Here is a 25,230-nt window from a genome sequence, read left to right as displayed (position 1 = left end):
CGTTTACGACACCCGCGCGCCGTCGACCATCCGCGAGACACTCCGCTCCGGCTGCTCGCGCAGCTCGTCCGGAAGCAGCCGCTCGGGGAAGCCTTGGAAGGCCACGGGGCGCACGAAGCGGAAGATCGCGGCAGTACCCACGGACGTGGTCGAGCTCGCGGTCGAAGCCGGGTACGGTCCGCCGTGCTGCTGGGCATAGGTCACCGAAACCCCGGTGGGCCACTGGTTCCAGAGCACGCGCCCCGCACGCACCGACAGAGCGTCGACGAGCGCGGTGACGTCGCAGTCCTCCTCGCCGTGCACGGTCGCCGTGAGCTGGCCGTCCAGCGCGCGGGCGAGAACGGGGAGCTGATCTTCGCTGTCGTACTCGACCACCAGGGAGGCCGGCCCGAAGCACTCGGCGAGCATCCCGGAGGGGTCAGCGAGAACCGCGTCAGCGTCAGTCAGAAACAGGATCGGCGACGGCACGTCGCCCGAGGGGTCGTCACCGCGCACAAGCTGTTCAGCGCCGCGCTCCTGCAGCTCCTCGATCGACGCGAGGTATCCCTCTCGGATGCGCTCGTTGAGGAGGGGACCGGTCTGGGGCAGAGCAGTCTCACGAAGCGCTTCGAGCAGGCGCGACCCGCGGGGTACGAAAATCGCGCCGGGCTTGGTGCAGAACTGGCCGCTGCCGAGCGTGAAGGATCCGACGTACTGCTCTGCGATCTGCGTGCCGCGCGCACGGTCCGCGGCCTCCGTGACGAACACGGGGTTGTTGCTGCCCAGTTCCCCGTAGAAGGGGATCGGCACGGGACGCGCCTGCGCGAGGTCGAAGAGCGCGCGTCCACCCTGGATCGATCCGGTGAAGCCGGCCGCGGCGATCCGCTCGTGCTGCACCAGTCGGATGCCCGCGTCGGTGCCGAACACGACCGCGAACGCACCATCCGGAGCGCCGGCCTCACGGAGCGATCGGGCGACGATCTCACCCGTCATGGCGGAGAGCTCGCGGTGCCCATCGTGCGCCTTCACCACGACCGGGCATCCTGCCGCGAGCGCTGAGGCGCTGTCGCCACCGGCAACCGAGAAGGCGAACGGGAAGTTGCTCGCTGAGAAGACCGCGACGGGGCCGAGCGGAACCTGAGTGCGCCGCAGGTCGGGGCGCGGCGCTCCCATGGGCCAGGCGTCGTCAGCGTGATCGACCCGCGCGTCGAGGTAGCTTCCGTCCTCGATAACCTCTGCGATAAGCCGCAGCTGGAACGTCGTCCGCTGCAGCTCGCCCCGCAGACGTCCCTCGGGGAGGTGCGTCTCGCGCTGCCCCACCGGCACGAGCTGCTCGACGCTGGCGTCGAGCCCGTCGGCGGCCGCGCGAAGATAGGTCGCGCGCTGCTCGCGGGAGCTTCCTCGCAGCGCGGCGGCGGCGCGTTCGGAGGCCTCCAAGATCGACTCGAGCTCGTCAACGGTGGTCTGATGGTGCATCTTCTCTCCGGTCAGTGGTCGGTGCGTTCGCCGCCGCGCTGCAAGGGTCGCGCGACGGCTGCGGTGCGTGAGCCTCGAAACGTCCGAGGCCGATCGCGAGTCAGGCGATGAGTTCCGAGGCGAGCAGCTCCCGGATGCGCTCGAGCCCTTCGGTCAGCTGCGCGTCATCGAGCGCGTACGAGAAGCGCAAGAATCCCGGCGCGCCGAAAGCTTCTCCGGGCACGACGGCCACGTCGATCCGCTCGAGCAACAGGGTGGAGAGCTGCATCGAGGTGCGCACGGGGTCCTCCCCTAGCTGCAGCTCGCCACCGAGGGCGCCGCGCGCGTCGACGAAGAAGTAGAACGCGCCGCTCGGAGGGGTCACGGTGAACCCTGGCGTCCGTTCGAGAATGGCGAGGGCGAGTTGCCGCCGGCGCTCGAACACCTGCCGCATCTGTTCGGGGAACGCGTCTCCCCCGACGAGCGCCGCGAGCGCCGCGTGCTGCGAAACATTCGACACGTTGCCGGTCGTGTGGGACTGGAAGCTCGTCATGGCCTGCACGATGCGCGGTGTCGAGACCACCCATCCCAGACGCCATCCGGTCAGCACGTGGCTCTTTGCGAGTCCCCCGACGATGAGGAGACGATTGCGCTGCACGAACGGCGCAATGGAGCTGAACTCCGCGCCGTCGTACACGAAGTGCCGGTACATTTCGTCCGTCAGCACCCAGATGCCGGTCGAGTTCGCCCACTCGGCGATCTCACGCAGCTCATCCTCCGTGTACACGGAACCCGTGGGGTTCGAGGGCGACGTGACGATCAGGAGGCGCGTGCGCTCGGTGCGGGCGGCCTCGAGGCTGGCGACAGTCGCCTTGAACTCCGACTCGGGCCCCGTCGCCACGGGAACGGGAACGCCGCCAGCGAGGGCGACCTGCTCGGGATAGCTCGTCCAGTAGGGCGCGGGGATGATGACCTCGTCACCCGGATCGAGCACGGCGGTGAGCGCGTTGTAGATCGCCTGCTTGCCGCCGTTCGAGACCATCACCTCGCTCGCGTCGACGTTCAGTCCGGTGTACCCGGCGACCTCGGTAGCAACGGCGCTCCGCAGCGCGGGGAGCCCGGCGGGCGGGCTGTAGTGATAGGTTGCGGGGTCGCTGAGCGCTTCACGCACCGCATCGACAATGTGCGCGGGAGTGTCGAAGTCGGGCTCCCCCGCACCGAACGCGATGACCGGCCGACCCTCGGCGCGGTACCGCTTCGCCAGCGCATCGATTGCCTGCGGGGCGGATTCCTGCAGTCCGCCGAGAAGCGTCGACACCCAGGGCTCGGCTTCGCGAGCGGGGATGCGGATCGCGCCTTCGGCGCCCGAAGCAGCCAACGTCGACGTGCCCGTGTTCTCAGTCAATTCCTGCAACCTCTTTCATCTGAGTGCGATTCCCCGCCCGGCTCGACCACTTCTCGACGCGAACGGCGACGAAGGAGAGAATCAGGCACAGCACGACATAGATGGACCCCATGACGATCGCCGAGGGGATGATCGGACTCCCGTACTGAATCTGCGTTCCGTAGAACTTGGCCAAGTAGAGCAGCTCGGGGTAGGTGACCATGAACCCGAGCGCGGTGTCCTTCAACGCGACGACGAGCTGCGAGATGATCGTGGGCAGCATGTTGCGGATCGCCTGGGGCGCGAGGATGATCGCAAGGATCTGGTGGTCCCTGAGGCCGATCGCTTCACCCGCTTCGCGTTGCCCCTTGGGCAGCGAGTCGAGCCCCGCGCGGAAGATCTCCGCGAACACGGCGCCGTTATAAATCATGAGGGACAGCACCACCGCGAGATACGGGGTGATGAACTCCGCACCGAGCACCGGGAGCCCGTAGTACATCAGCATCATCAAGATGAGGAGCGGCACGCCGCGGAAGATTTCCGTGACCCACGCGAACGTCGCGCTAACGGCCCGTCGCTTCGACAAGCGCCCCAATAGCAGGACGACGCCGAGCAGCAGGCTGAGCACCGCGCCGCCAGCGAATGCGCTGAGTGTGGAGACGGTCGTGCGCAGGATCTCCTGCTGCACCATCGGGAAGGTGAAGATCTGCCACTTCTGGGCCGAGAACTGACCGGAGACTGCAAGCTGGTAGACGATGAAACCGAGCACCGCCAAGACGAGGAGCACGGTCAGCGCGCCGGCGATCTGACTCCGTCGCTTGCCGCGCGGCCCGAGCGCGTCGAAGAGACCCTGGGATGCGTAACTCATGCGCGCGCCCACTTTCGTTCGAAGCGCCGCTGCAGCGCGGCGAGTGCCAGTACGAGGATAAGGAAGAACAGTGCGACCCAGAGCAGGGTGACGAGCAGGTTCTCGCCGCGCTCCGACATGTTCGCGGCGATGGCTCCCGCCTGCATCACGGAGAAGCCGCTGGCAACCGTCGTGTTTTTCAGCAGCGCGATGAACACACTCATCAGCGGGGGCACGACGTTGCGGAACGCCTGCGGCACAAGAACCTCACCGAGCACCTGCGTGAAGTTCAGCCCGATCGCGCGCGCCGCTTCCGTCTGCCCCTTATCGATCGAGTTGATGCCCGAGCGGAACACCTCCGCCACGTAGCTCGCGGTGTAGAGCACGAGCGCGCTGATCGCGAGCGTCAGGTAGTCGAGTGCGGGGAGTCCGAGTTTCGGATAGCCGAGCGCGAAGAACATCATGAGCAGCGCCAGCGGCGTATTGCGCACGACGTTGACGTACACGGTCCCCACCGCGCGCATCGCGGAGGACGGCGAGATTCTGAGCACGCCGATCACGATCCCGAGGGCGAGCGAGAGCACCGCGGATATCACGAACATCACGACCGTGTTCCGGAACCCCAGAATGAAGAGATCCAGATTGTCGATGAGCACCTGCATGAAGGGTTCCGTTCCTCACGGGCGCAGCGGGGAGTCGCTCAGACTCCCCGCTGCGGCGCTGAGATTCAGTAGTCGTTGATCTGCGGCTTCTCGAAGCTCGTTCCCGACGCGCCGAGGTTGTCGTCGTAGATCTTCTCGAGCACGTCGGTGTTCTCCGCCAAGAGGTCGTTGATGTAATGGCGAAGCGAGTCATTGCCCTTGGCGATGCCGATACCGAAGCCCTCTTCCGTGAAGCGGTCGCCCACTACCTTGAGTTCCCCGGGCACGAGCGTGGTGTAGCCGACGAGTAGCTTCTCGTCGGTGCTGACCGCGTCGACCTGCTTGCTCGTCAGCGCCTCGACGCACTGCGCCATGTTGTCGAACTCCACGGTCTCGGCGTCCGGGTGGTTCTCCTTGATGTACTGAATCGGCGTCGAGCCGGTGATCGAGCACACCTTGTGACCGGCGAGATCGGACTCGCCCTTGATATCGTCGTAGTCCTCGCGGACGAGGATGCTCTGTCCGTCCGCCATGTACGGTCCGGCGAAATCGACGAGTTCCTTGCGCTTGTCCGAGATCGTGTACATGCCGATGATCAGGTCAGCGTCGCCGTTCTGCAGCGACTGCTCGCGGCTCTGACTGGGCACCAGCACGAACTCGAGGTCATCCTCGGCGAATCCGAGCTCGGCCCCGACCCACTTCGACAGGTCGATATCGAACCCGCTGCGCTCGCCGGTCGCGGAGTCGCGCATTCCGAAGCCCGGCTGATCTTCCTTCACGCCGATGACGAGCTTCCCTGCCTCAGTCGCTCGGTCGAATACCGGGCTACCGTCGATCTTCACGCTCTCCGCGACAGGAAAGCTCGTTTCCTTGCCGCCCGGGTCGCCGCTTCCGGACGCGCCGTCCGAGGCGCAACCGGTTAGCGCGAGAGCCGCGACAGTGGCGGCGATAGCGAATTTCTTTACACTCTTCATCGTGTGCATCTCCTTGGTGGGTGTTGAATCTCCGCAGCGCGAGGCTGCGCGGAGGGGTTTAGCGAGCGAGTACCTTGTGCAGGAAGTCCCGCGCTCGTGAGGTCTTCGGCTCGGTGAAGAATTCGTCGGGAGTCGCTTCTTCGACGACCTGGCCGTCCGCCATGAACACAATGCGGTCCGCCGCCTGCTTCGCGAACCCCATCTCGTGCGTGACGACCACCATGGTCATGCCCGATTCAGCGAGCGCGAGCATAACGTCCAGAACTTCGCTCACCATCTCGGGGTCGAGCGCGGAAGTCGGCTCGTCGAACAGCATCACCTTCGGCTCCATCGCGAGAGCGCGGGCGATCGCGACGCGCTGTTGCTGACCACCGGAGAGCTGCTGCGGCAGCTTGTCCTTCTGGTTGAGCACCCCGACGCGCTCCAGCAGTTCGAGGGCGCGCTTCCGTGCGTCCGCCTTCGATGCCTTGCGGACCTTCACGGGACCGAGCATCACGTTCTCGAGCACGGTCTTGTGCGCAAAGAGGTTGAACGATTGGAAGACCATTCCCACGTCGGCACGCAGTGACGCGAGGTCACGCCCCTCCTCGGGGAGGCGTACGCCGTCGATCATGATCTCACCAGACGTGATCGTCTCGAGGCGGTTGATCGCACGGCACAGCGTCGACTTTCCGGCGCCTGAGGGGCCGATGAGAGCGACGATTTCTCCGCGGCGCACCACGGTGTTGATATCGCGCAACACGTGATGCTCACCGTAGAACTTGTTCACCTGATCAAGCACTACGAGCGCGTCGTCGCCGGCCATCGTCGGGATCGAAACCGTATTTCTGATGTCCATCGTTCTCTCTGTCCGTCCACTCAGGATCGAAACGCCTCTGCGCCGTCGGCGACCTCTCCGGGTGAGGCGGCCGACGGCGCACATGCGTTTAGCGCGGGATTCGCTTGATCAGCTCGCCAAGTTCTGCAGTTTCCTGCTCGGTGAGGTCCGTGAGCGGCGGCCGCACCGAACCGATCTCGCGGCCGGTCGCGTTCAGCCCCGCCTTGACGATCGACACCGCGTATCCCGCCTTGCGATTACGGATGTCCAGGTAGGGAAGCACGAACTCTCGGAGGCCGCGGAACACGAAGTCGTGATCCCGCGAGCGCACGGCAGCGTAGAACTGGAGAGCGAACTCCGGCACGAAGTTGAACATGGCCGACGAGTACGTCGTCACGCCGAGTTCCAAGTAGGGCAGCGCGAACGTCTCAGCCGTCGGAAGACCGCCGACGTAGATCAGGCGATCGCCGAGCTCCGAGTAGATGCGCGTCATCTGGTCGATGCTGCCGATGCCGTCCTTCAACCCGATGAGGTTCGGGTTGTTCTCCGCGAGCCGCGCAACCGTCTGCGCTTCGAGCGACATGTTCGCCCGGTTGTAGACGATGATGCCGAGCGACGTCGACTTGCAGACCGCATCGATGTACGCGGCCAGACCCTCCTGCGATGCCTCGGTCAGGTACGGCGGGAAGAGCAGCACGCCGGCGGCGCCGGCCGCCTCGGCGATCCGCACCTGCTCGATGGCGTTGACGCTCGAGCCGCCTGCGGCCGAGAGCACCGGAAGATTTCCATTGACCTCGGAAACCGCTGCGCTGAGCACGCGCGAGATTTCGTCGTTGCTGAGCGAGAAGAACTCACCCGTGCCGCCCGCTGCGAACAGTCCGGCGACATCGTAATCATTGAGGTACGCCACATGCTCGCGGTATCGCTGCTCATCGAATTCGAGGTTCGAGTCGAACGCGGTCACCGGGAAGGAGAGCAGGCCACTGCCAACCTTCCGCGCGAGATCCTCGGGGCTGTACGCCGTCACAGTCATCATTCCCTTGTGTCTGAGCTGGTCCGGCAGGGGCATCCTCCCGGGGTGCTGCCAGGCTAGAAGCGCGCGGCATACCCGTTCAACATGACAATTGCATCTTCCGATACCTGCGGGGTATCACTCCTGATCACGCCCTGTTTGCACCAGTGCGGTGATCCAAGCCAAGCGCCGCATGCAGCTCTCGAAGCACCGTCAGCGCGCGCGGAAATGCTGGGTTCGCATTCTCCTTGCGCCAGACGGCGAGGAGCCGCGACGGATACCGCTCTGCATCGATGATGGGACGAAACACGACACCGGGCATTCCGACCCTGGCGGACGATCTGGGCACGAGCGCGATGCCCTGATTCGCGGCGACCAGAGCGACCATGCTGTGGATCTGCGTCACCTGCTGGCTCGGGCGCGTCCACACCCCTTCGAGCAGTCTCCCCACGAGCTCGTGGAAGTACGCGGCCTCCGTCGGGTCGTACCGCAGCACGCGTTCCCCCGCGAGATCTTCGACATCGAGACCGCGAGAGGTCACGGCGAGCGGGTGACGTCGGCCGATCGCCGCGACCAACGGCTCCTCCCACACCGGCAACGAGGCAAGCCCCACGGCCGTGGGATCCGTGCGCACAAACGCAAGGTCGATGGATCCCTTCGAGACGCTCTGAATCTGATCCCGTGACACCATTTCACGTACGGTCACTTCGGTTCCCGGCGCGATCGACTCGAGACGCTCCAGAATTCCACCGAGGAGCGCCTGCGTGCCCGACGCAGTGATGCCGATGCGCAGGAGCCCTGCCGCTCCTGCGGCGATCCGCCGTGCGATCTCGCGAGACGACTCCGCCATCGTCAGGAGCCGCTCGGCTTCCTCGGCGAACACTCTGCCCGCGTGCGTGATCTCGACCCGCTTGTTCTTTCGCACGAACAGCGCAAAGCCGAGCTCCTGTTCGAGCTTTTGGATCTGCCGGCTCAACGGCGGTTGCGTCATGTTCAGTCGCTCCGCCGCCCTGCCGAAATGCAGTTCGTCAGCGAGCACCACGAGACTGCGCAGTTGATCGAACGTGAACAAGCGGACTCCTCCGAAGCGTGCGGCGTCGCTTCCCTCCCCGGAGGCCGCGACCAAGCACGTATCTTCTCACGGTTCGCCTCCGGTCGTTGCGCGGCTCGCGCTTACGTCGGCCCCGCGCGTTTGTCCAGGGGCTCACCGCCTGCGCCTGAACGCGAAACGATACTCGGAGACCGAACAGCGAAGCGCCGAGCCCCAGCGAGTGCTCTCGCTGCAACAGCAGGAAGGTGAGTGAGATGGACGATCAGAACCCGGACGTGGTACGCGACGAGGCCGACGACGCGAAGGACAAGGTGCAGGGAGCCGCAGACACTGCGAACTCCGCGAAAGACAAGGGCTCCGAAAAGGAGGTCGGTGGAGAAGAGGTACTTCCGAACACCGATCAGGGATAGCCGGATCGCGCATCGACGCGGCAGCACCGAGGGCCTGGCGGGTGGAATTTGCTTCCACCCGCCAGGCCCTTCTTCGTGTCGGGGGGGATGACCAGCCCCTCACGGCACCAGTGCTCCTTTATTGGCGCCGCCGAGGCTCGATACCGAGCCCGCACCGCCTCAACGTTTCACCGCAGCAAGGCGCTCGCCGCGTCGGCGTCACCGCCGATCCTTGTCAATACTCACGTACGCGTCGAGCAGCCTGAGCGCCTCCGCGCCTGCGTCCCCCTCCGCCTCGAGCGCCCCGCGCATCGAATCGAGCTTCTCCTTCGCCCCGGGGAAGGGAGGCAGCAGCGGCACGTGCGGCGAGGTCGCGGCGTCGATGACGACCGGCCGATCCGCCGCAAACGCCTCGTCGAGCGCCGCCGCGAGCTCTCCCGGCTCCGTGACGCGCACTCCCTGCAGGCCGAGCAGTTCCGCGTAGCCCGCGAACGAGAATCCGGGCAGATCCTGCGAGGGCGTGAAGCGCGGCTGCCCCTCCATCTCGCGCTGCTCCCAGCTCACCTCCGAGAGGTCGCCGTTGTTGAGCACGAGAACGACGAACCGAGGATCGGCCCAGCCGCGCCACCGATCCGCGACCGTGAGGAGTTCCGCGTTGCCGAGCATCTGCATCCCGCCGTCTCCAGCGAGCACCGCGACCGGGCGCGACGGGTCGAGCTCCTTCGCCGCGAGGCCGTAGGGCACCCCGCACCCCATGCTCGCGAGCGTGCTCGAGAGGTGCGCGGGAACGTCGGGGGGCAGGTGGATCTGACGCGCGTAGTGGTAGACGCAGCTGCCGACATCGATCGCGAGCTGCGCGTCGGGTGCGAGCCGCGACCCGAATTCGCGCACCACAAGCTCGGGGTTGAGCGGCGCGGCCGGCGTCTCGGCTCGGAGCGCCCGCGTCTGCTCCCACCGTCGCTTGCTGCCCTCCACGGCGAGCCGCCAACGCGAGCGGTCCCGCTTCGGCACCCGATCGAGCAGCTCGCGCACGGCCTCCTTCGCGTTGCCGACCAGCCCGACCTCGACCGGGTAGCGGTTGCCGATGACCGAGGCGTCGACGTCGATCTGCACGGCGCGGGCCTGCCCCGGCGCGGGAAAGAACTCGCTCCACGGGTCGTTCGAGCCGATGATCAGGAGGGTGTCGCAGTGCTGCATGGCGTGTGCCGACGCGTCGGTGCCCAAGTGGCCGATGGTCCCCGCGGCGAGCGCGTGCGATTCGTCGACGTACGGCTTGCCGAGCAGGCTCGTGGTGATCGCCGCGTCGAGATGCTCGGCGAGCTCCAGCACCTCGTGCTGCGCGTGAGCCACTCCGCGACCGGCGAGAATCGCGATCCGCTCCCCCGCACCCAGCAGTTCGGCGGCGGCCGCGAGGTCATCCTCGTGCGGCAGGCGGGTCCCGTTGGTCCAGCGCGGAGCGGTCACCATGACCCCGTGCTCCTGCCCGAGCTCCGGAGCGTCCGCCTGCTGCACATCGTGCGGCAGGATCACGACGGTCGGCTGCGAGCGCACGAGGGCGGATCGGAATGCGCGATCGAGCACCATCGGCACCTGTTCCGGCGTGTTCACCTGTTGCACGAAGGGCGCGGCCACATCGTGGAAGAGCTGCGGCAGGTCGACCTCCTGCTGGTAGTCCGAGCCGAGCACGCTCCGATGCTGCTGGGCGACGATCGCGACGACCGGCACACTATCGAGCTTCGCGTCGTACAGGCCGTTCAACAGGTGCACGGCGCCTGGCCCCTGCGTCGACGTCACCACACCGACCGATCCCCCGTACTTCGCCTCTGCGACCGCCATGAACGCGGCGCTCTCCTCATGCCGCGCCTGAATGAAGCGCGGCGCCGCGTCGCTCCGTTGGAGCGCTCCAAGGAGTGGGTTGCTGCCGTCGCCGGGGTACCCGTAGAGGCGCTCGACCCCCCAGGTGCTGAGGCGCTCGACGATCACGTCGGCAACGGTGCGCTGCGGTTCTTGGGATTCGGGCATCGGTTCTCCTATCTCGTTCGTCCCCGCCAACGCGGGTGCAGGATCGCGGCCGGCGCGAGCGCCGCCCGACCGTCGTTGCTACTCGCGGAACGGTGCTTCGGCGCTGGGATCCGCCGGTTCTGGCTCGGGCTCGGACGATGGATCCGGGTCGGTAATGACGCCGGTCAGACCCGATTCCTCGACGCGGTGCTCGCCCCCGAGCTCCGCCGCGAGCAAACGTCCCGCGTCGACCGCCTCATCGCGATCCCGGTAACTCCGGGAAAGTTCCGGCGCTCCTTCGACCTTATTGATCCACTGCCCGTTCTTGGATTTCGTTGTGACGTCGAATTCGCTCATGACTCCCTCTCGCGTGATCCGTCTTGCTGTTCTCTCCACCCATCACGGTGGCAAGAAGCGCGGCGCATCGGCAGGGGGTTGCGGAGCGTAGCGCGAAGCTTACGCCTGACGGCGGCGTCACGGCACCCCATGTTCGGCTGCTGCGATCCGCCGCTACCGTGGAGGCTCCGACCGAAGCAACGAGCCGCGATGGAGGACCCGCAGTGGTGGATCGCATTGCCGACATCTGGGGAACTCGCACCCCGTACGCGCGAGACGAACGCTGGCCCGTGCGGGTGGATCAGGTGCTCGCGGAGGGTCTTGCCGACGCCGACGTAGATCGCTGGGTGCAGTCGGCGTGCGTGCTCTGCAGCAACGGCTGCGGCATCGATATCGCGGTGAAAGACGACAGGATGGTCGGAGTGCGCGGCCGCGCCACCGACATCGTGAACCACGGGCGACTCGGGCCGAAAGGCATGTTCGCGAGCTGGCAGGGGGTCTCGCACCCCGATCGTCTCACTCGACCGCTCGTGCGCGAGAACGGCGAGCTCGTCGAGACTGACTGGGAGACCGCGATGCAGCGGATCGTCTCACGCAGCCGCGAGCTGCTCGACACGAAGGGCCCGCTCTCGCACGGTTTCTACACGAGCGGGCAGCTGTTTCTCGAGGAGTACTACGCGCAGGCGATCGTGGGCAAGGCTGGCATCGGTACGCCGCACATGGACGGCAATACCCGCCTCTGCACGGCGACGGCGGCGGCCTCGATGAAGGAGTCGTTCGGATCCGACGGGCAGCCGGGAAGCTACGTCGATATCGACGAGTGCGACGCGATGTTCCTGTACGGGCACAACATGGCCGAGACGCAAACGGTGCTGTGGGCGCGCGTGCTCGATCGCGTCGCGGGCCCGAACCCGCCGCGCATCGTCTGCGTCGACCCGCGTGAGACCGAGGTCGCGCGACACGCGGAGGTGCACCTCGCGGTGAAGCCGGGCACGAACCTCGCGCTCATGCACGGGCTCGTGCGGGAGCTGTTCGCGAACGGCTGGATCGATGAGGAGTACGTCGAGCAGCACACGGTCGGGGTTGAGGATCTACGCAAAACGGTCGAACCCTGGACGCCGGAGGCGGTTGCCGAGACGTGCGGGGTCGAAGCCAACGACGTGCGTCGCGCCGCCGAGATCTTCGGCACCTCGGGTCGCGTGCTCTCGACGGTGCTGCAGGGGTTCTACCAGTCCTCGCAGGCGACCGCAGCGTCGTGCGCGGTGAACAACCTGCAGCTCCTCAGGGGCCTCATCGGGAAGCCAGGCTCCGGGATCCTGCAGATGAATGGCCAGCCGACCGCGCAGAACAACCGCGAATGCGGAGCCGATGGCGACCTGTCGGGGTTCCGCAACTGGGAGAACCCCGACCATGTTCAGGAGCTCGCGGACCTCTGGGGTATCGACCCCGCGATCATCCCGCACTGGGCGCCGCCGACGCACGCGATGCAGATCTTCCGATACGTGGAGCAGGGGTCGATCGAGTTCCTCTGGGTCACCGGCACCAACCCGGCCGTATCGCTCCCCCAGCTCGGCCGCATTCGCGAGATCCTCGGGAAGGAAGAGCTCTTTCTCGTCGTGCAGGATCTCTACCTCACCGAGACCGCGCAGTACGCCGACGTGGTGCTCCCCGCGGCTGCGTGGGGCGAGAAGACGGGTACCTTCACGAACGTAAACCGCACGGTGCACCTCTCGGAGCAGGCCGTCGAGCCGCCGGGAGACGCGCGGAGCGACCTCGAGACGGTGATCGACTACTCGCGACGCATGGGGTTCACGAAGCGCGACGGATCACCGCTGCTCGACTGGAACGGACCCGAGGACGCGTTCACGGCGTGGACCGAGTGCACGCGAGGGAGGCCGTGCGACTACACCGGCCTGTCATACGAGAAGCTTCGCGGTGGGAGTGGCGTGCCGTGGCCGTGCAACGAGGATCATCCGGACGGTACCGTCCGCCTGTATCGCGACGGTGTCTTCTCGACCGACCCCGACTACTGCGAGACTTACGGGCACGATCTGCTCACGGGCGCCACCATCGGCCCGGAGACCTACAAGGCGAACAACCCCGCGGGCCGCGCCATCTTCAAGACGGCGCCCTACCATCCGGCGCACGAGACACCCGATGACGCCTACCCCTTCCGCTACACCACGGGCCGCACGGCGTACCACTTCCACACGCGCACGAAGACGGCGCGCTCGCCGCAGCTCAACGACGCGGCGCCCGACGCCTGGGTCGAGCTGTCTCCCGACGACGCCGCTGCGCTCGGCGTCACCGAGGGAGACATTGTGCGCGTCGCATCGCGACGGGGCGCTATCGAGTCTGCCGTGCGGGTCACGGATATCGAGCGCGGCACGGTGTTCTCACCGTTCCACTACGGGTACTGGGATCGTGGCGGCGAGCCGCAGGGCGCGGGTCGTGCGGCGAACGAGCTGACGATCACAGAGTGGGATCCGGTGTCGAAGCAGCCCGTGCTGAAGAACGCCGCCGTGAGCGTCGAGAAGATCGCGGACGGCGACGGCACCTCACCGGCTCCCACGACCACCGCGTCTCGGCCGAGTCGGCGGCTCGGCCGCCGGATCCACCCCACCATCGGGGGTGCCGCGGCCGAGGCAACCGAGACCATCGCCCCGGTTGAACCGCCGCGGGTCGCGACACAGGAGGAACACGGATGAAGCTGCCGGTCTATCTCGGTCTGCTCGATCGCTCCGAAGCGACGCTCGCGGAGTCGTTTCGCCAGGTGTCGGAGGGTCACGGTCACGAGCCCGATGTGCACTTTCTGTGCGAGACGCTCGCGAAGCAGTGCGAGGATCACCGGAGCGCTCTCGCGCCCGTCGTCTCGCGGTACGGCGAGGCCGACGACCAGGAGGAGCCGGAGCGCTTGCACGCCGACGGCCTGAGCGAGACTCGGAGCGGGCCCGTCGGCCTGCTGCGCGACCTGCAAGACCTGTACCTGCTCGCGAGCCTCGTCGACATCACCTGGACGATGGTGAAGCAGGCCGCGCAGGGGCTGCGCGACGAGGAGTTGCTGGCGGTGGTCGAGCGTTGCGACGGCGAGACCGCGATCCAGCTGAAGTGGCTGCAGACCCGCATGAAGCAGGCGGCTCCGCAGGCGCTCATCGTCGCGGAGTGAGTCTCAGCGACTGCGACACTCAGTCGAGGTACTGCGCAAGAAATGTGCGCGCAGCGAGTTTCATCTGCGCGATAATCTCGTCGTCGCGGTGCCCGGGCCGGAAGAACGCCAGTTCCATCCCCTTGTCGAGAATTCCCAGGTATAGATGCATCACGGCAAGCGGGTTTGGCTGCATCGCATCCAAAACAGACTGAGGCAACCCGGCGAGAAGACGATGTGCCATCCGCAAATCGTGGTCCCGGTTGGTCGCGGCGATCTCCCCAGTCAGTGTCGAGGTGTACATCAGCGTCCGGTATGCGAGCTTGGGATCATCAGCAAATTCAATCATCACGTCCGCTCCAGTGTCGGCACGCTCGGACCAATCTGTTCCGCCGAGGGAATATCCCGCCTCGGCAAGCCGATGATCAAGCTCGTCCAGTTCGCGCGCGACTAATACATTGAGGAGCCCTTCGCGGCTCGCGAAGAACCGGTAAATCGTGCCCACGGAAACCTCGGCTTCGGCCGCTATGCGGGTGGTTGTAGCAGCTTCTGCACCATCGGAAATGATGATGCGCTGCGCGACCTCGAGCATGCGGGCGACTTTCGCACCGCTTCGCGCCTGCGTCGGGAGCCTCCGTACGTGGTCCACGGGTTCCCTCTCATTCCGGACGCTCACGGCACCCTTTCGAAGGGAACCCCCTTGGCGCCGAGCTCACGCTTCCGGGTCGAGCGTGCGCTCATTGAGGCTCACGCTATCAAATACCCGCCCCGCTCCTCTCGCCCCTCGCTTCGCTCAGTCGCTCATCCAGTGCTTCGAACGCGGCGGCGAGAGCATCAAGCCCGAACTCGATGTCGTCAGCAGTCGAGCTGAGGGGCGGCGCGATCGTGAGAGTGTTCGCGGTGAACGTGAATGTGAGCATGTCGCGCTTGAGGCATTCTTCCGCAACAAACTCCGCAGCGTTGAACGCCGGCGCTTCATCGAGACCGGGAACGTACCAGCGATCAGAGGGAGAAAACCTCTCTCCGGAAGGTGCCGTGATATCGATGCCCCATCCGAACCCACGCCCACTGATGCTGGCGATCGTCGCGTGGCGATCCTGCATGTCGCGTAAGCGGGCCTCGAGCCGAGCACCCAGCTCCGTGACGCGACTGAGAATCCCTTCCTCGTTTACCGTTTCAATCGTCGCAGCGATGGCGGCGGTTGCAAGCGGATGGCCAGAATTGGTCGACACCGAGTACCAAACCCCGGAGTTCAAAATGTCGCTGATGGCGCGTGAGATGAGCACGGCGCCGGCTGGAGCGGCAGAGCTGCCGATGCCCTTCGCGGTAACTAGCAGATCCGGGGCGACGCCCGTGTGTTGATACGACCACCACTTGCCCGAACGTCCCGCTCCGGCGATAGCCTCATCGTCGATCCACAGGACCCCGAGGCGCGAGGTAAGTTCGCGAATTCCTCGTACGTACGAGTCCGGTACCCGGAAGCCCGCCGCGCCCTTATATATCTCGAACATAAAGGCAGCTACCTGGTTCGGCCCCTGTGCTCGAATCAGCCGCTCTGTCTCGACGAGGCACCGTTCGACCTCGGCCTCGTCGGCCTCGGGTCCGGGCGTCGGCGCCGCCAAATACGGTGGCTGGTCTGTCGGCACACTCAGGTAGGCATCCGGCTCCGATGCGTGGAAGATATTCCGCATGTGCGGCAGAGAAGTCGCGGCAGCCGAGCTCGAGGTCCATCCGTGATAGCTCGCCTGCGCAACAACGATGCGGGGCCGCTGCGTCACGGTACGCGCGATGAGAATCGCCATTTCGACCGCTTCAGAGCCCGACGAGACGAATCGACAGCCACCCCAATGCCCAGGGTCTCCGGTCTCTTGAGTCAGCAATCGCGCCGCAGTCACTCGCGATTCGTGCAGCATGATTTCGCTGACGTAGTCGATGCCATCGACTGCCCGATGCAATGCCGCAGTGATTTTCGGATGCTTATGCCCGATGCCGACGCACATGTACTGGCTGTGGAAGTCGAGGATGCGACGGCCGTCCGCGAGTGTCAGCCAAGCACCTTCCGCGTCCACGACGCGCATCGGGTCGTAGTCCTGGCGACGCGACTCAATAGGAATCGCGAAGTCGTAGCTGGCATCATTGACGTCTGAGGCGTGCAGCGTAGGTGTGTCAGCGTTCGGAGTCATACCGCTTCCTTTCGAGGGGAGGTACGCGAGGCAGGCGCGCGGTCATCGGGTCCCGGACGATCCGCACCTCCGCGAAGCAATAGCCCCGCGAGCCCTGCGACCGCGGGAACGGCAGCAATTACGACACTCACCGGCACGGGCAGCGCCGTCACGAGCGTGAACTTGCTCAACACCACGACCAGCGTGGCGACAAGCACGAGGGCTGCGACCGCCGGAATAATACGAAGCCTCCAACGATCTCGTCCGCCCGATGCTGCACCGCGGAAGTACACCCACACTGCGACCGAAGTCAGAATCATCAGCAGGAGGAAGCCCACGGCTGCGACGCCTGCCATGAAGCCGTAAATCTGCGCGATCGGATGCAGCCCGATGACGACCAGTACGAGCAGCAGGACAGCGGCGCTAATCGACTGAGTCAGCGAAGCCGTCGAGGGTGAGCGGTGCTTCACGTGGATCGCCCCAATCCGTGCCGGCAGTAAACGGTTCTGACTCATAGCCAACAGGTAACGAGCGATGACGTTGTGGAATGAGAGGGCGCAGGCGAAGAGCGACGTGATGAGAAGTACCTGCACGATGTGTCCTGTTGCAACGCCGAGGTACTGTTGCATCGATTCAGTGAGCATCGTGCCGTCGCCGTTAATTGACGCGTCCGCCAACGCCACTGCCCGGTCCGGTCTTACAGCGGCAATGAGCGCAAAGCCCGAAATCGCGTAGAAGCCGCCAATGAGTAGGACCGAGATGTAGGTAGCGCGCGGAAGTGTGCGTTCAGGATCGCGAGCCTCGTCGCGAAACACCACGGTTGCTTCGAATCCCATGAAGCCGGCAATCGCGAACGTGATTGCTGCGGCGACGCCCGGGTCGAAGACAGTGGCAAGGGGCGCGAAGGAACCGGCAACGTTCGCGCCGCCGCTCGTCGCAAAGACGACCGCGTCGTACACAACGACGATCAGGATTTCTGCGGCGAGCGCGACGCCGAGAACCTTCGCGCTCAACTCAATGTGTCGGTAGCCGAGGAGCGCCGTAACTGCAATGAAGAGGAAGGAGTACACCCACCAAGGAAGGTCGAATCCGAAGTAGCCGGCGATGAGGGAGTTCGTCGCGACCCCGAGGAAGCCCCACACGGCGCACTGAATGCAGGTGTAAGCCACCAGAGCGATCGCTGCCGTTGCATTTCCCGGACGGCGTCCGAGACCGAGAGCGACATATGAGAAGAACGCTCCACTGTTGGTGACTCGCGGCGACATCGCAACGAACCCGACGGAAAACAGTAGTAAGACGACCGCGGCGATGATGAATGCGTACGGGGCACCATTGCCATTTCCGAGCGCAATCGCGAGTGGGACGTTGCTGCTTACTACGGTGAGCGGGGCGGCGGCAGCGACGACCATCAAAACGATGCTCGTCACTCCCAGGCTGCCCTGAAGGCGGGGCGCCGTATCTGGTGTCGACGGGGATGAGTGTGTGGTCATGATGGCTCCTGCACGAACGACGGTGTTAGTGGGGAGCGACCGGCATCGCCGCCAGCCGCAAAACATGAATAAGATTCACGTTTCGCTTGATAGTACTCCGTCATTTCGAAATTCGGAAGCAATAGTTCGCCCCCGACATCCAGGAGAGCGCGGCCGCACCTCCACCTGCCTCACTCCGCAACGACACTTGAAGGAGAGATCGGCACGGGAGGCAATCGTCCGCATGAAGCAGGCGGCTCCGCAGGCCCTCATCGTCGCGGAGTGAGTGCGGTTCAAGCCGTGACGCTGGTTTCCGGATCGGCCTCGCGTTCCGGCGAGTTGCCCGCCGCGAGCCACCCCGCGAAGCTGCCCTCGAGCTCAGCGACGTCGTAGCCCGCACGGCGGAGTGCGCTCGCCACGACGCTGTTGCGGACGCCGCTCTGGCAGTAGGAGACGATCGGGCCGACTTCCGGGTCTGGAAGCTGGTCGAGGTTCCAGAGCACGCGACCGCCAGAGAGCTGCAGTGCGCCCGCGATGTGTCCGCTGCCGTATTCAGTCTTGTTGCGCACGTCGAGCAGGACCGTGCGCTCGGTGCCATCGAGCTCCTGCGGTGGCAACACCCGTGGTTTGACGAGCGGGAGACCGTCGAGCGAGGTCATGTATCCGCGCACTGTGTCGACGCCCACGCGGATGAAATGGTCGCGGAGCGCCTCCGCCTCTGACTGGTCCGCGGCAAGGAGCACGAGGGGTCGATCCTCTCTCTGCGGATCGTAAACCCAGGCGACGAAGCTCGCCGCCTTCTCGATTCCCGGCACATTGAGCGAGCGCTCGACGGTCCCAGCGTGCACGAGCGTGTTGTGGCGGGTATCGACGAAGATCACGCGGTCCTCCGCGAGCTCCGCCTGGAGGTCTTCGGCCGCGTACTCCTCGAGGGCCGCGATCTCCCCGAGCACCGCGGGGCCCTCGCGATTCTCGAACTTCATGCGCCGGAAATACGCGTGCGCATCCGGCTGGCCGCTGAGCAGCTCGTCGATGAACCCCTGTTCGTCGTCGTTCTCCAGGTAGGTGCTCCACCACGAGAAGTTGCGCTCGTACCCGACCGTCGTCGCGGGAATCGCACCGAGCGCCTTGCCGCAAGCGCTTCCGGAGCCGTGCGCGGGAAGCACCTGCACGTAGTCGGAAAGTGTGAGAAACCTGTCACGCAGGCTCGCGAAGAGATCCTTCGCCCCCTGAAAGCGGGTGTCGCGGAAGCCGGCGGCCTCGTCGAGGAGGTCAGGGCGGCCGACATCACCGACGAATACGAAGTCGCCGGTCAGCATGAACCCGGCTGCGCTCGCCTGGGCGCCGTCAGTGACCAGGAACGAGAGGTGTTCGGGGGTGTGGCCCGGGGTGTGGACCGCCTCCAGAGAGATGTTGCCGAGCTGGATGCGATGCCCGTGCTTCAGCTTCACCGCGCTGGCGAAGCCGTTGCCGTACCTCCAATCGGCACCGCCCTCGTCCGAGACGTACATCTGCGCCCCGCTTCGCGCAGCGAGTTCGCGGGTGCCCGAGAGGTAGTCGGCGTGGATGTGCGTTTCGGTGGTCGCCACGATCCTCATGTTGTGCTGAGCGGCGAGATCGAGATACACGTCGACGTCCCGACGAGGATCGACCACAATGGCCTCTCCCCTCGCTTGACAGCCGATGAAGTAACTCGCCTGCGCCAGGTCTTCGTCATAGATACGTTCGAGGAGCATGCTCAGCCCTATCTGTCGTCCGCGGGCAAAGCGCCTAGCGCCCGAGTAGACGGGAGAAGAAGCTCCCGCGCTCGCTCTTCGCCGCTGCGATCTGCTCGGGGGTGTGCTCGCCGCCGCACCAGTTCGAGGCCGGCACGCTGGCCTTCACCGATGCGACGTGCTGCCCGCAGCCCGCCCAGGTCGTCTTGCCGCAGGTGCGGCACGTGGTTGCTTGGCACATCGTGCGCTCTCCTTCATCTTGAAACGTGATACCCCGGGGGGTATCGTCCGTTGTTGCGACTATACCCCCCGGGGTATAAAGTTTGTCAAGTCAGCATCATCGAACGAGCGAGAGGCGACCTTTATGGCCAAGACGGCGGGACCCCCGGCGCACACCGCTTCGAGCGACGTGGAGGCCAAGCGAAAAGTCGTGAACCGGCTCCGCAGGGCCCACGGTCAGCTCGCCGCGGTCATCGGTGCTGTCGAAGACGACGCCCACTGCCGCGAGGTCGTGCAGCAGCTTTCCGCGGTGACGAAGGCGCTCGACCGCGCGGGCTTCCTGATCATTTCGAGCGCGCTCAAAGAGTGCCTCACCGACCCGGAGGGCGAACAGGCGGACCCGGAAGAGCTCGAGAAGCTCTTCCTCAGCCTCGCCTGAGCTTGGGGCTGCGTTACGGAGTGAGTGCGGTGTCGGGGCGGCTACGGCCGCGGTCGTGCTGGCTTAACGAGTCTGATCTCCGCGGCGCTTCCTGCGCGCGAGCGTCATGCCTGCAACTCCCGCGCCGATCAGCACCACGGCAGCCGCGCCCGCGACCGGCCAGCTGAAGGAGCTGCCCGTCGTTGTGAGCCAGCCGCCTCCCTTCGCCCCCGTGCGCTGGTGGGTGCCGGTGGTTGCTGGAGGCGGGGTCGGCCCGTTCGCTCCGGTGCTCGGCGGTTCCGGATCCTCACCATTGCCTCCCGGAGGCGGGGGCCCCGGGTCCGCGTCGCTATCGCCGTTACCGCTCTCGGTCCACTGCGCGTAGAGCACCGCGTCGGCGTCGAAGGCGAACTCCTCGCCGTCGGCGTAGGCGGTTCCGCTGCCGTCAGCGGCGGTGTTCCAGCCGTCGAAGGTGAAGTCGTCGCGCGTGAACGCATTCGGCGTCAGTGCGGTGGGGTCTGATGCGGTCTGCGGATCCATCGTGCCCGTGCCACCGTTCGGATCGAACGTGACGGTGTGCTCCGTTGCGGGAGCCGGCTGCACGTCGACCGTTGTGGTCGCGGTCGCGGTCGGTCCGCCGTTGCGGAGCACCTGAGTGCCGTCGTGGAGCACGGTCGTGCTGACGCCGAGCTCGTCAGTGACAGTCACCTGCACATCGAAGGCGCCGGTCTCGCCGTAGGTGTGCTCGACCGTAGGGGTGTCGGTGGTCTGCGTCGTGCCATCGCCGAAGCTCCAGTCGTAGGAGACGATTGCGACGCCGCCGGAGCCGGTGCTGGCGGAGGCGTCGAAAGTCACGGGCGATCCGAGGGTTGCCGCTGGTGCCTCGATCGCCGCGGTCGGCGCTTGCGCGGGCGTCATGGCGATTCCCCCAGCCAGAGCGACACCTGGAAGGGGCACGGTGCCGCGCACCGCACCCGTCGCCGAGTCGTACACGGTGAGCGGCGCGCCCTGGCCCAACGCCGCCGCAGAGAAGTAGACAGTCGATCCGTCCGGAGTGATCGACGCGTCTGAGAGGCCCTGATACCCGGCACCAGTCGGCACCGCTGAAGCTTGGTTCGTCGTCGTCGCGTCGATGACCGCCGCGTACTGGCTCACGCCCGCACCCCCATACACCCGCGCGCCGTCAGGGCTGAGGGCCAGGCCGGCGACTCCGAACAGTGCGCCGCTCACCGTCTGCGATGTGTACCTACCGACCACCTCGAGGTTCGCGCGATCGGAGGCGATCTGCACCACGCTCGCCAGCTGGATGCTGCGCGGGTTGTCGAACGAGAGGAAGACGCGCGTACCATCGGGCGATACCGTCACCGCAGTCGGGTTGTTCTCGATCTGGTGAGGGTTGGTTGCCTCGCTGAGCGTGCGCAACAGCGCGCCGGTCGTGGCGTCGACCTCGAAGAAACGGTTGCCTGCGTGGTCGCTGACGTAGAGGCGCGAGCCGTCGGGAGAGAACGCGGCACCCCACGCCCAGCACGACCGCGGCGCGCCGGAGGGCCAGGTGAGCTGCCGCTCGACGCCCGTCGCAGTTTCGACAAGCCACACCGAACAGTTGTAGTCGCCGGGAGGTTGCACACCGTACGGTTGGCCGCCCGGCAGCGCGAGCAGCGCGCCGTCGCGGGAGATTGCTATCCCGCTCGGTGCGTGCAACCAGCCGGCACTCGTCACGAGCGTCTCGACGAGCTGGCCCGTCGCAGTGTCTACGACGTATACGTCTCCGTTTTCGGTGGTGCGCGCGTACAGCTTCGCGCCGTCCGGGGACGCGACCACGCTCGGGGTGACGGCGGGCAGCGCGATTGTGCCGGTCACGGTGTCAGTAGTCGGGTTGACCACCGTCAGGCCAGGTGTACCGAGGCTCCCGACGTACAAGCGCGTGGTGTCGTGGAGGACGGCGTCGGCGGGGACCGCTGCGACGGTCTGCACCGCTACGGCGCCTGCCGAGGCGAGTATCGCAGCCGCAGCCAAGGCGAGCGCGGCGAGGGGCGCGCGGGGCCGGCGGTTGTGACCGGGGGCGCGCTCGGTGCCGCGTCGCCGACGGCGTCTCACCTTCTGACGCGGCACTTGCTCGCGCTGCTGCGCAGTGGCCTGCGCGTTGTGCGCTTCCTTCTGGTCTTCGTGCGTCAAAGGCTCCATTGCGGGTTCTCACCAATCCTGGCCTTCCCGATCCGCATGTTGGTGCCCGGCCACACCGGTGCCGTGCGCGGCCTCGCTGCACGCCCCCGCGAAGCCTCATTGCCTGCACATATGGTTCGAGTGGGTTTCAGTGCCGGTAGTTTACGCCTTTCACGGCCGAGGTGGGACGGAAGTTCGGGGCATGGCGATCCGCCCCGCAGCTATGCCGCATCCGGCAACCGCTACACGCCAAAAGGCGCGGAGACCTCGCCGAGACCGGAGCTTGCACCGGTGATGACGACGAAGCGGTTCATGCGAGGCCGCCGTTCGTGAAGATGACCTGACCGTTGACCCAGCGGGCGGGGCCGGCGAGGTGCGCGACCTGCTCAGCGATGTCTTCCGGTTGGCCGAGGCGCTCGAGCGGCGTGGCCTTCGCGAGCGACTCAATGACCGACTCCGGCTTGCCCTCGAGGAAGAGCGGGGTCGCGGTGGGCCCGGGCGCCACGGCGTTCACGGTGATGTTCCTGCCGCGCAGTTCGCGGGCGAGGATCATCGTGAGGCCCTCCACCGCAGACTTGCTGGCGACGTATGCGCCGTAGTTCGGGAACTGCGTGCGGGTCACGCTGGTCGAAAAGTTGATGATCGCGCCACCGCTGCGCACTCGACGCGCCGCCTGCTGCGACACCACGAAGGTGCCGCGGACGTTGGTGCGGACGATCTTGTCGAAGTCTTCGAGCGAGTACTCGGCAATGGGGCCGAGGGTCATGACGCCCGCCGTGTTGACGACGACATCGATTCCCCCGAATGCCTGCTCGGTCGCGTCGAAGACGCTGCTCATGGCCTGCTCATCGGCGACGTCACCGCCGACCGCGATGGCCTGCCCGCCCTCCGAAGTGATCTGCGCGACGACCGCGTTCGCCTTCGCCTGATTGCCCGCGTAGTGCACGGACACGGCGAATCCGTCCGCGGCGAGGCGTTCGGCGACAGCCTTTCCGATGCCGCCCGAACCCCCGGTCACGAGTGCGACGCGGTTCTGCTGGTGTGTGGTGTTCATGGTGTTGCTCCTTGCCAAATTCTTCACTCGTTCTTCGTCAGCCGGTCGAGCCACTCGTCGAGCAGCCCCGCCTCAGCCGAGGTCACATTGCCCGGAACTCGGGCGCGAATCGTCGCGACCGCGCCGGCGAGTGGGTCCGTCGGATCCGCATCCGCGAGAATCCCGCGGATCGTCGCCTCGCGGACATCGATCGATGCGGCCGTGTGCACCTCCGGCCGGAGAAGTGCCCCCAGCGCGAAGCCACTGTTCGCCGCCATCACGATCTGCGCCGCGACCTCCGGTGCGACAGCGAGCCGAGCCTGAGCCGCGAGCCGCTCCGTGATCCCGACGAGCAAGCGCATGGCCTCGGCGATCGCCGCTGGCCGCACGGCGAGATCCGCGCTGAATACCAGTCGGTAGGCGTGCGGGTTCGTGAGCGCGAAGGCCGTGTGGTTATCCCAGCCGGCACGCAGGTCTTCGAGCGGATCGTCGGACTCTTCCGCGCGGCGCTTGCCGTCGAGGTACTGCTCCCAGACGTGGTCGGCAACGGCGGTCAGCAGGCCGTCCTTGTCGCCGAACAGGCGGTACAGCACGGGCTGGGTCACGCCCGCCGCTTCGCAGACGGCTCGAGTCGAGACGTCCCCCGAGGGGGAGGTCGCGAGAAGCTCAGCCGCCTGCTCGAGTATCACTGATCTTGTATTCACGTAACGACGATAACACGTGCCTCTTATCGCTGCAACCGTCAGGGCGTATCGCCGCTACGCGGCGCCCCGCCGCACCCCTCAACCGAGATCGGTCAGTTGTTCTGGGTAAGCGCCGAAAAACCGCAACAACCGACCGGCCCATGAGGCGCGTAGCGCGCGAGCGGCCTACGCGTAGGTGAATCGTGGCGACGCCTCAGTTTCGCAGGCAGCTTCGATCTCTTAGTTGATGATCTGCGCGGAGTTGTCATCCCGGAGCGCAGCGAGGCGCTCGCGCCAAACCTGCAGTGCATCCCGGCTGAGTCGAGGCCAGTCCGTGACCTCGCGGACAACCCGCAGGGGTTCCGCGCTGCGGTAGGAGCGCGTCGGGTTACCGGGAAACTTCTTGTCCGTCACATTCGGATCGTTCTCAAACGACCCGGTGGGCTCGACTTCATAGACGCGCGGCGTGCCGCCGTCGAGCGCTGCGACCTCTGCGGCGAGCCCTGCGCCGTCGGGTAGCGCAGTAATGTAGATGTGATTCATCACGACCTCGGGCCGATAGTTCGACCGCAAACCCGCGGTCAGCAGGTCGCCCGGGCCCACCTCAGCCCGGGTGCCATGGAAGAACGGGCCCTCGTCGAGTACGTCGCTCATGGCGCCCAGTCTAAGAATCCAGCGGCCGGACGTCACGTGGCCAGAGTTTGGGGATACGGGGTCTCGCCGCGGGCGAGCATATCAACGAGCTTCGCGATGCGATTTGCGCGGCTCGTCGGGCTCGGTGCGGTGGTGACGCGGTGCAGCACGGCGTAGCGATTCTGCCGGTTCAAGGTCGCGAACGTCGCCCTCGCGCCATCGGATGCGGCGAGCGCGGCTTCGAGGTCGCTCGGCACCTCGGCGGTGGCGGATCCCGCGTATGCGCGCTCCCACCGTCCGTCTTGCTTCGCTCGATCGATTTCCGCCTGACCTCGCGGGCGCATGCGTCCCTGCTCGATCAGCTCAGCCACGATTCCGACGTTCCGTTTCGACCACATCGATGCTTTGCGTCGGGGCGTGAATCGCTGCAGGAAGGTCGCCGCGTCTCGGCTCCGCTTGGGTCCGTCGATCCAGCCGCTGCACAGCGCTTCGTCGAGCGCCTGCGCGTAGTTCAACGTCGTCGGGTCGGTGGTGCCCTTTTTCGCGAGGATCAGCCAGACGCCGTACGACTCGCCCTCATTGGCGTCGAGCCACGTGCGCCACGCCTCGACGTCCTCCAGCAACAGCGTGCCCGGATCCTCATCGATGCTCACCCGGCCATCGTAAGCTGCCTGTCGCGAAATTTGCACCCGCGATCGCGCATG

24 protein-coding genes are annotated in these 25,230 nt (G+C 66.1%); 4 read left to right on the top strand and 20 right to left on the bottom strand.

Going from position 1 to position 25,230, the window contains the following annotated elements; genetic code table 11:
• Window positions 1-3: 3 nt before the first annotated feature.
• From WFH00_RS11050 to WFH00_RS11015, 8 genes are all read right to left on the bottom strand, one after another.
• The gene (locus tag WFH00_RS11050) at window positions 4-1,470 is read right to left on the bottom strand and encodes an aldehyde dehydrogenase (NADP(+)) (protein WP_336660970.1); all 1,467 of its coding nucleotides are present in this window, start codon (window positions 1,468-1,470) and stop codon (window positions 4-6) included.
• An 85-nt stretch (window positions 1,471-1,555) separates the two neighbouring features.
• Entirely contained in the window at window positions 1,556-2,839 is a 1,284-nt protein-coding gene (locus tag WFH00_RS11045) for a pyridoxal phosphate-dependent aminotransferase (RefSeq protein WP_336660891.1), read from the bottom strand.
• Window positions 2,832-3,686: an amino acid ABC transporter permease gene (locus WFH00_RS11040; RefSeq protein WP_336660890.1), complete on the bottom strand. Its 855-nt coding sequence runs from the start codon at window positions 3,684-3,686 to the stop codon at window positions 2,832-2,834. Before WFH00_RS11040 ends, WFH00_RS11045 begins: the two co-directional genes overlap by 8 nt.
• Window positions 3,683-4,327 carry an amino acid ABC transporter permease gene (locus WFH00_RS11035; RefSeq protein WP_336660889.1) on the bottom strand — a complete coding sequence of 215 codons (645 nt, stop codon included), beginning with the start codon at window positions 4,325-4,327 and terminating at the stop codon, window positions 3,683-3,685. The genes WFH00_RS11040 and WFH00_RS11035 overlap by 4 nt, the downstream gene beginning before the upstream one ends.
• A 65-nt stretch (window positions 4,328-4,392) precedes the next feature.
• The gene (locus WFH00_RS11030) at window positions 4,393-5,280 is read right to left on the bottom strand and encodes a glutamate ABC transporter substrate-binding protein (protein WP_336660888.1); all 888 of its coding nucleotides are present in this window, start codon (window positions 5,278-5,280) and stop codon (window positions 4,393-4,395) included.
• A gap of 58 nt (window positions 5,281-5,338) precedes the next feature.
• Window positions 5,339-6,118, bottom strand: coding sequence for an amino acid ABC transporter ATP-binding protein (locus WFH00_RS11025; RefSeq protein WP_442918846.1), 780 nt, complete (start codon window positions 6,116-6,118; stop codon window positions 5,339-5,341).
• A gap of 88 nt (window positions 6,119-6,206) precedes the next feature.
• Entirely contained in the window at window positions 6,207-7,124 is a 918-nt protein-coding gene (kdgD, locus tag WFH00_RS11020) for a 5-dehydro-4-deoxyglucarate dehydratase (RefSeq protein WP_336660968.1), read from the bottom strand.
• A 133-nt stretch (window positions 7,125-7,257) separates the two neighbouring features.
• On the bottom strand, window positions 7,258-8,181 hold the full coding sequence (locus WFH00_RS11015) for a LysR family transcriptional regulator (RefSeq protein ID WP_336660887.1): 924 nt from the start codon (window positions 8,179-8,181) through the stop codon (window positions 7,258-7,260).
• Between the two features lie 233 nt (window positions 8,182-8,414).
• On the opposite strand from WFH00_RS11015, the gene WFH00_RS11010 reads away from it, so the two are divergent.
• Window positions 8,415-8,570 (top strand): hypothetical protein, encoded by a 156-nt coding sequence (locus WFH00_RS11010; RefSeq protein WP_336660886.1) that lies wholly within the window; start codon window positions 8,415-8,417, stop codon window positions 8,568-8,570.
• A gap of 198 nt (window positions 8,571-8,768) precedes the next feature.
• Here WFH00_RS11010 and WFH00_RS11005 read toward each other — a convergent pair whose 3' ends face one another.
• Both WFH00_RS11005 and WFH00_RS11000 read right to left on the bottom strand, forming a co-directional pair.
• Window positions 8,769-10,571, bottom strand: coding sequence for a thiamine pyrophosphate-requiring protein (locus tag WFH00_RS11005; RefSeq protein WP_336660885.1), 1,803 nt, complete (start codon window positions 10,569-10,571; stop codon window positions 8,769-8,771).
• 78 nt (window positions 10,572-10,649) lie between these two features.
• Entirely contained in the window at window positions 10,650-10,907 is a 258-nt protein-coding gene (locus WFH00_RS11000; RefSeq protein WP_336660884.1) for a DUF2188 domain-containing protein, read from the bottom strand.
• 203 nt (window positions 10,908-11,110) lie between these two features.
• Here WFH00_RS11000 and WFH00_RS10995 point away from each other — a divergent pair, with 203 nt between their 5' ends.
• Together WFH00_RS10995 and WFH00_RS10990 are read left to right on the top strand one after the other, a co-directional pair.
• On the top strand, window positions 11,111-13,594 hold the full coding sequence (locus WFH00_RS10995) for a molybdopterin oxidoreductase family protein (RefSeq protein WP_336660883.1): 2,484 nt from the start codon (window positions 11,111-11,113) through the stop codon (window positions 13,592-13,594).
• Window positions 13,591-14,052 carry a hypothetical protein gene (locus WFH00_RS10990; RefSeq protein ID WP_336660882.1) on the top strand — a complete coding sequence of 154 codons (462 nt, stop codon included), beginning with the start codon at window positions 13,591-13,593 and terminating at the stop codon, window positions 14,050-14,052. Before WFH00_RS10995 ends, WFH00_RS10990 begins: the two co-directional genes overlap by 4 nt.
• Before the next feature lie 19 nt (window positions 14,053-14,071).
• On the opposite strand, the gene WFH00_RS10985 is transcribed toward WFH00_RS10990, so the two are convergent.
• The 5 genes from WFH00_RS10985 to WFH00_RS10965 form a co-directional block, all read right to left on the bottom strand.
• Window positions 14,072-14,623, bottom strand: a complete 552-nt coding sequence (locus WFH00_RS10985) for a TetR/AcrR family transcriptional regulator (RefSeq protein ID WP_336660881.1) — start codon at window positions 14,621-14,623, stop codon at window positions 14,072-14,074.
• Window positions 14,624-14,786: 163 nt separating this feature from the next.
• Window positions 14,787-16,214: a class-III pyridoxal-phosphate-dependent aminotransferase gene (locus WFH00_RS10980; protein ID WP_336660880.1), complete on the bottom strand. Its 1,428-nt coding sequence runs from the start codon at window positions 16,212-16,214 to the stop codon at window positions 14,787-14,789.
• On the bottom strand, window positions 16,211-17,683 hold the full coding sequence (locus WFH00_RS10975; RefSeq protein ID WP_336660879.1) for an APC family permease: 1,473 nt from the start codon (window positions 17,681-17,683) through the stop codon (window positions 16,211-16,213). The genes WFH00_RS10980 and WFH00_RS10975 overlap by 4 nt, the downstream gene beginning before the upstream one ends.
• A 272-nt stretch (window positions 17,684-17,955) precedes the next feature.
• Window positions 17,956-19,398 carry an MBL fold metallo-hydrolase gene (locus WFH00_RS10970; RefSeq protein ID WP_336660878.1) on the bottom strand — a complete coding sequence of 481 codons (1,443 nt, stop codon included), beginning with the start codon at window positions 19,396-19,398 and terminating at the stop codon, window positions 17,956-17,958.
• Between the two features lie 34 nt (window positions 19,399-19,432).
• Window positions 19,433-19,618 (bottom strand): hypothetical protein, encoded by a 186-nt coding sequence (locus WFH00_RS10965; protein WP_336660877.1) that lies wholly within the window; start codon window positions 19,616-19,618, stop codon window positions 19,433-19,435.
• 123 nt (window positions 19,619-19,741) lie between these two features.
• Here WFH00_RS10965 and WFH00_RS10960 point away from each other — a divergent pair, with 123 nt between their 5' ends.
• A complete protein-coding gene (locus WFH00_RS10960; RefSeq protein WP_336660876.1) occupies window positions 19,742-20,035 on the top strand; it encodes a metal-sensitive transcriptional regulator in 294 nt (97 codons plus the stop codon).
• A gap of 63 nt (window positions 20,036-20,098) precedes the next feature.
• On the opposite strand, the gene WFH00_RS10955 is transcribed toward WFH00_RS10960, so the two are convergent.
• The 5 genes from WFH00_RS10955 to WFH00_RS10935 form a co-directional block, all read right to left on the bottom strand.
• Window positions 20,099-22,189, bottom strand: coding sequence for a PKD domain-containing protein (locus WFH00_RS10955; RefSeq protein ID WP_336660875.1), 2,091 nt, complete (start codon window positions 22,187-22,189; stop codon window positions 20,099-20,101).
• 298 nt (window positions 22,190-22,487) lie between these two features.
• Window positions 22,488-23,231 carry an SDR family oxidoreductase gene (locus tag WFH00_RS10950; RefSeq protein WP_336660874.1) on the bottom strand — a complete coding sequence of 248 codons (744 nt, stop codon included), beginning with the start codon at window positions 23,229-23,231 and terminating at the stop codon, window positions 22,488-22,490.
• A 23-nt stretch (window positions 23,232-23,254) separates the two neighbouring features.
• The gene (locus tag WFH00_RS10945; RefSeq protein WP_336660873.1) at window positions 23,255-23,914 is read right to left on the bottom strand and encodes a TetR/AcrR family transcriptional regulator; all 660 of its coding nucleotides are present in this window, start codon (window positions 23,912-23,914) and stop codon (window positions 23,255-23,257) included.
• 219 nt (window positions 23,915-24,133) lie between these two features.
• Window positions 24,134-24,547: an NAD(+)--rifampin ADP-ribosyltransferase gene (arr, locus tag WFH00_RS10940; RefSeq protein ID WP_336660872.1), complete on the bottom strand. Its 414-nt coding sequence runs from the start codon at window positions 24,545-24,547 to the stop codon at window positions 24,134-24,136.
• 32 nt (window positions 24,548-24,579) lie between these two features.
• Entirely contained in the window at window positions 24,580-25,179 is a 600-nt protein-coding gene (locus WFH00_RS10935) for a YdeI/OmpD-associated family protein (RefSeq protein WP_442918843.1), read from the bottom strand.
• Window positions 25,180-25,230: the final 51 nt, after the last annotated feature.

The sequence above is a fragment of the Leucobacter sp. USHLN153 genome (genome assembly GCF_037145615.1).
GTDB lineage: Bacteria > Actinomycetota > Actinomycetes > Actinomycetales > Microbacteriaceae > Leucobacter.
This window is presented reverse-complemented; position numbering and strand designations above follow the sequence as displayed.

Coding starts and splice junctions, on each gene's coding strand:
- WFH00_RS11040 (WP_336660890.1), bottom strand. CDS start 3,686: ATGAGTTACGCATCCCAGGGTCTCTTCGACGCGCTCGGGCCGCGCGGC.
- WFH00_RS11035 (WP_336660889.1), bottom strand. CDS start 4,327: ATGCAGGTGCTCATCGACAATCTGGATCTCTTCATTCTGGGGTTCCGG.
- WFH00_RS11030 (WP_336660888.1), bottom strand. CDS start 5,280: ATGAAGAGTGTAAAGAAATTCGCTATCGCCGCCACTGTCGCGGCTCTC.
- WFH00_RS11025 (WP_442918846.1), bottom strand. CDS start 6,118: ATGGACATCAGAAATACGGTTTCGATCCCGACGATGGCCGGCGACGAC.
- WFH00_RS11010 (WP_336660886.1), top strand. CDS start 8,415: ATGGACGATCAGAACCCGGACGTGGTACGCGACGAGGCCGACGACGCG.
- WFH00_RS11005 (WP_336660885.1), bottom strand. CDS start 10,571: ATGCCCGAATCCCAAGAACCGCAGCGCACCGTTGCCGACGTGATCGTC.
- WFH00_RS11000 (WP_336660884.1), bottom strand. CDS start 10,907: ATGAGCGAATTCGACGTCACAACGAAATCCAAGAACGGGCAGTGGATC.
- WFH00_RS10990 (WP_336660882.1), top strand. CDS start 13,591: ATGAAGCTGCCGGTCTATCTCGGTCTGCTCGATCGCTCCGAAGCGACG.
- WFH00_RS10985 (WP_336660881.1), bottom strand. CDS start 14,623: ATGCTCGAGGTCGCGCAGCGCATCATCATTTCCGATGGTGCAGAAGCT.
- WFH00_RS10980 (WP_336660880.1), bottom strand. CDS start 16,214: ATGACTCCGAACGCTGACACACCTACGCTGCACGCCTCAGACGTCAAT.
- WFH00_RS10975 (WP_336660879.1), bottom strand. CDS start 17,683: ATGACCACACACTCATCCCCGTCGACACCAGATACGGCGCCCCGCCTT.
- WFH00_RS10970 (WP_336660878.1), bottom strand. CDS start 19,398: ATGCTCCTCGAACGTATCTATGACGAAGACCTGGCGCAGGCGAGTTAC.
- WFH00_RS10965 (WP_336660877.1), bottom strand. CDS start 19,618: ATGTGCCAAGCAACCACGTGCCGCACCTGCGGCAAGACGACCTGGGCG.
- WFH00_RS10960 (WP_336660876.1), top strand. CDS start 19,742: ATGGCCAAGACGGCGGGACCCCCGGCGCACACCGCTTCGAGCGACGTG.
- WFH00_RS10950 (WP_336660874.1), bottom strand. CDS start 23,231: ATGAACACCACACACCAGCAGAACCGCGTCGCACTCGTGACCGGGGGT.
- arr (WP_336660872.1), bottom strand. CDS start 24,547: ATGAGCGACGTACTCGACGAGGGCCCGTTCTTCCATGGCACCCGGGCT.